3 protein-coding genes are annotated in these 4,010 nt (G+C 68.6%); all 3 read right to left on the bottom strand.

Features of this window, described 5'->3' with window-relative positions:
- Nucleotides 1–126 precede the first annotated feature (126 nt).
- Nucleotides 127–1,455 (bottom strand): dipeptidase, encoded by a 1,329-nt coding sequence (locus ACR2JI_RS08790; RefSeq protein ID WP_526389700.1) that lies wholly within the window; start codon nucleotides 1,453–1,455, stop codon nucleotides 127–129.
- A 19-nt stretch (nucleotides 1,456–1,474) separates the two neighbouring features.
- Complete coding sequence (acpS, locus tag ACR2JI_RS08785; RefSeq protein ID WP_526389699.1) at nucleotides 1,475–1,873, bottom strand: holo-ACP synthase AcpS; 399 nt, start codon at nucleotides 1,871–1,873, stop codon at nucleotides 1,475–1,477.
- A gap of 9 nt (nucleotides 1,874–1,882) precedes the next feature.
- Nucleotides 1,883–4,010 (bottom strand): beta-ketoacyl synthase N-terminal-like domain-containing protein (locus ACR2JI_RS08780; protein WP_526389698.1); only part of this gene is annotated, 2,128 nt, incomplete at its 5' end.

Raw genomic sequence — 4,010 nt, 5'->3', positions numbered from 1 at the left:
CCGACAGATCAACCCCGAGCAGCACATCCAACGCGGCATCGATCTGGGCCACCGCCCCCGACGAATCCATCGAACTCATGTTCGAACAATAAAACAACGATCCGACAAAAAAGCGGCTCGAAGAACTCAGTCGGCCAGCTTCGCCAGGAGCAGCGCCTCAGCGGTGGCCGCGCGCTCCAGAACGCCGAGGTGCAGGCTCTCGTTGACGCTGTGCGCCTGGGTGCCCGGATCCTCCACGCCGGTGACCAGGATGGTGGCCTTCGGGAAGGCGGCGGCGAACTCGGCGATGAACGGAATCGAGCCGCCCATCCCCATGTCCACCGGCTCTACTCCCCACGCCTGCCGGAAAGCGTCCCGGGCGGCGTCGTACACCGGCCCGGTGGCGTCGATTGCGTAGGGCTGTCCGACCTCGCCCGGAATGACGGTGACGTGCGCACCCCATGGGGCGTGCTCCTCGAGGTGCCGGCGCAGCAGGTCCAGGTGCGCCGCGGCATCACCGCCGGGTGGGACTCGAAGGCTGACCTTGGCCCGGGCCCGCGGGATCAGTGTGTTCGACGCCTGCGCGATTCCGGTGGTGTCGATCCCGATCACGGTGATCGCGGGTTTGGCCCACATCCGTTGTGCCACAGAGCCGGTTCCGATCTCACTGACCCCGTCGAGAAGTCCCGACTCCGCCCGGACCCAACCGGGATCGCGGTCCACCGGCGCGGCGACCGCCTCGTGCAGTCCGGCCACCGCTACGTTGCCGTCGTCATCGTGCAAGCCGGCCAACAGTCGCACCAGCACGGTCAACGCGTCCGGGACGACTCCTCCCCACAGCCCCGAATGCAACCCGTGGTCCAGCGTGGCGACCTCGACCACACAATCGGCCAGTCCGCGCAGCGATACGGTCAGCGCGGGAATCTCGGCGGTCCAGTTGTCCGAGTCGGCGATCACGATCACGTCGGCGGCGAGTTTGTCCTTATGCTCGGCCAGCAGTGCGCTCAGCGACGGCGAACCGGACTCCTCCTCCCCTTCGACGAATACCGTCACCCCCACCGGCGGCCGGCCGCCGTGCGCACGGAACGCCGCCAGATGCGTTGCGATACCGGCCTTGTCGTCGGCGGTGCCGCGGCCGTAAAGCCTGCCGTCACGTTCAGTTGGCTCGAACGGCGCCGAATCCCATTGCGCAGCAACACCTTCAGGCTGCACATCGTGGTGCGCATAGAGCAAGACCGTCGGCGCACCGGCCGGCGCGGGATGCCGTGCGATCACCGCGGGTGCACCACCGGAGCTGACGATCTCCACCTCGCCGAATCCCGCGTCGCGCAACAGCCCGGCCACCGCGCGCGCACTGCGGTGCACCTCGTCCCGGCGGGCCGGGTCGGCCCACACCGATTGGATACGCACCAGGTCCTCGAGATCACGCCGGACTTGCGGCAGGACAGCGCGCACCCGCTGGATCAGATCACTCACCGCAAAGAGGTTAGGCCAGTCAGAGGTCGATGGTCTCCAGGACGGCCACCGCGGCGGCGGTGTCACCCTCGTGGGTCAGCGACACATGGATGGCGACGTCGGCCAGGTGCTCGGCGATCGCACCGGTGAGACGCACCTTGGGCCGGCCCCACATGTCGCTGATCACCTCGATGTCGCGGTGGATCCCCTCCGGCAGCATCGGCCGGTGCGCGAACCGCGACCCGGACCAGGCCTTGATCACCGCTTCTTTCGCAGCCCACCGGGCGGCCAGATGCCGGGCCGCTTCCGAACTCTTGTCGGCCGCATGGCGACGTTCGCCGGGGGTGAATGTCTCGGCGAAGACCGTGCCCGGACGGTCCACCTGCTCGGCGAAGTCCGATATGCAGACAAGGTCGATCCCCACTCCGATAATCGCCACGGCGCGACCCTACTCCGAGTACAGGTCGTCGAGACCCAGTCGCGCAGCCGGATCCAGCAGCATCGCCGCCTCCTGGGGCTTCTCCGGAGAGTCGTGGTCGAAGCGGCGGTCGGCGGGCCGCTCGTAGAGCGGACGGCCACCGGCCATCGCCGAGGCAAGCCGGCGCTGACCGCCCAACACCCGGGCGTCGGACCGCCGCACATAGTCCGCACCCTGCTCGGGACTCAGCGACGCCAGGAAGGCCTGCGGATGGACGACCGCAACCAGACCGGAGACGTGACCGAAGCCGAGGCTGGTCACCAGACCGGCCTTGAGCGGCACCCGATCGCCGAGCCGCAGCGTCTCCCGCGGCCACACGAAGTGCGCGGAGACCGCCAGTTCGTCGTCGACGCAATCCAGACTGCGGTTCGGCGGAATGACGCCGTCGCGCAGCACCTGGCACAGCCCGATGGTCTGGAACACCGCCGCGCCACCCTTGGCATGCCCGGTCAGGCTCTTCTGGGAGATGACGAACAGCGGCGCCCCGGCCGACCGGCCGAACGCGTCGGCCAGGCGCTCGTGCAACTCGGTCTCGTTGGGATCGTTGGCCAGCGTTGAGGTGTCGTGCTTGGAGATCACCGCGATGTCATCGGCACCGACACCGAGGGTGGCCAGCGAACGCGCCAGCACCGACTCCCGCCCGCCGCGGCCGGCGCCCAGAGCGCCCAGCCCCGGTGCCGGGATCGAGGTGTGCACGCCATCAGCGAAGCTCTGCGCGTAGGCGACCACTCCGAGAACCGGCAGGCCCATCTTGAGCGCCAGATCGCCGCGCGCCAGCAGGATGGTGCCGCCGCCCTGGGCCTCGAGGAAGCCGAGCCGGCGGCGGTCGTTGGCACGGGAGATCTTCGAGTCGCTGATCCCCTTGGCGCGCATCATCTCGGTGTCGGCGGTGGCGGACATATCGCCGAAACCGGTGATGGCATCCGAGGTCATATCGTCGAAACCACCGGCCACCACAAGATCGGCCTTGCCGAGCCGGATCTTGTCCATGCCCTCCTCGATGGAGACCGCGGCGGTGGCGCACGCGCCGACCGGGTGCACCATCGCGCCGTAACCGCCGACGTAGGACTGCATCACATGGGCCGCAACGACATTCGGCAGAACCTCCTGGAGGATGTCGTTGGGCTTCGGGCTGCCCGTCAGGTTGCCGTGGAACATCGTCTGCATGCTCGTCAGGCCGCCGATGCCGGTGCCCTGGGTGCTGGCCACCAGGCTGGGGTGAACCCAGCGCATCAATTCGGCAGGGGTGAACCCCGAGGACAGGAATGCGTCGACGGTGGCGACCATATTCCACAGCGCCACCCGGTCGACGGCACTGACCATATCCGGGCTGATACCCCAGACCGTCGGGTCGAACCCGGTCGGGATCTGCCCGCCGACGGTGCGCGACAGTTTCGCCCTGCGCGGCACCCGAATCTCGGTGCCCGCCTTGCGGATCACCTCCCAGTCGCCGGTCTCGCCGGTCGGGCGCACCACGGTGTGCTCGGGGTCGGCGTGCTCGAAGGCACGCGCTTCCGCCTCCGAGGACACCACGAAACTGAAGTTGCGATCCAGGAAGACGCTCACCAGCAACTCGGTGCTGTGGTCGGCCTTCAGGGAGCCGTCGGCCACGAATTCCCTGATGCCACAACGTTCGATGACCGCGTCGTGGTAGTGCTCGACCAGTTCGGTCTCGTCGATCATGTCCCCACTGGCGGCGTCGTACCAGCCCGGCTTGGGGTCGCTCTCCCAGGTCACCAGTCCGGTGGTCCACGCCAGTTCGAGTACACCGGCGGCGGAGAGTTCGTTCTCCACCTCCATCTCGTAGCGGGTGCGCGAGGATCCGTACGGGCCGAGTTCGGCCGCTCCGACGATGACCACCAGATCAGCCGGGTCGACGTCGATGTCAGCCCAGTCCGGCGCCGGGCCGGGCCGGGGTCCGCGCGGCGGGGACGGCAGTGCCGCGATGGTGCCGGGGACCGGTCCGTCGGCATCCGGTGTGTCGGCACCGGCCGACATCTCCTCGCGTGCCTTCGCTGCCAACTCGGCCATGTCGAGGTCGACCTCGCCCAGTCCGCCGGTGAGATCGACCTTCAGCGGTGCCAGCGAGCCGGCCACC

Source organism: Mycobacterium sp. (assembly GCF_051006775.1).
Taxonomy (GTDB): Bacteria; Actinomycetota; Actinomycetes; order Mycobacteriales; family Mycobacteriaceae; genus Mycobacterium.
The sequence above is the reverse complement of the archived record's forward strand: the minus strand, read 5'-3'. Positions and strand labels throughout refer to the sequence as shown.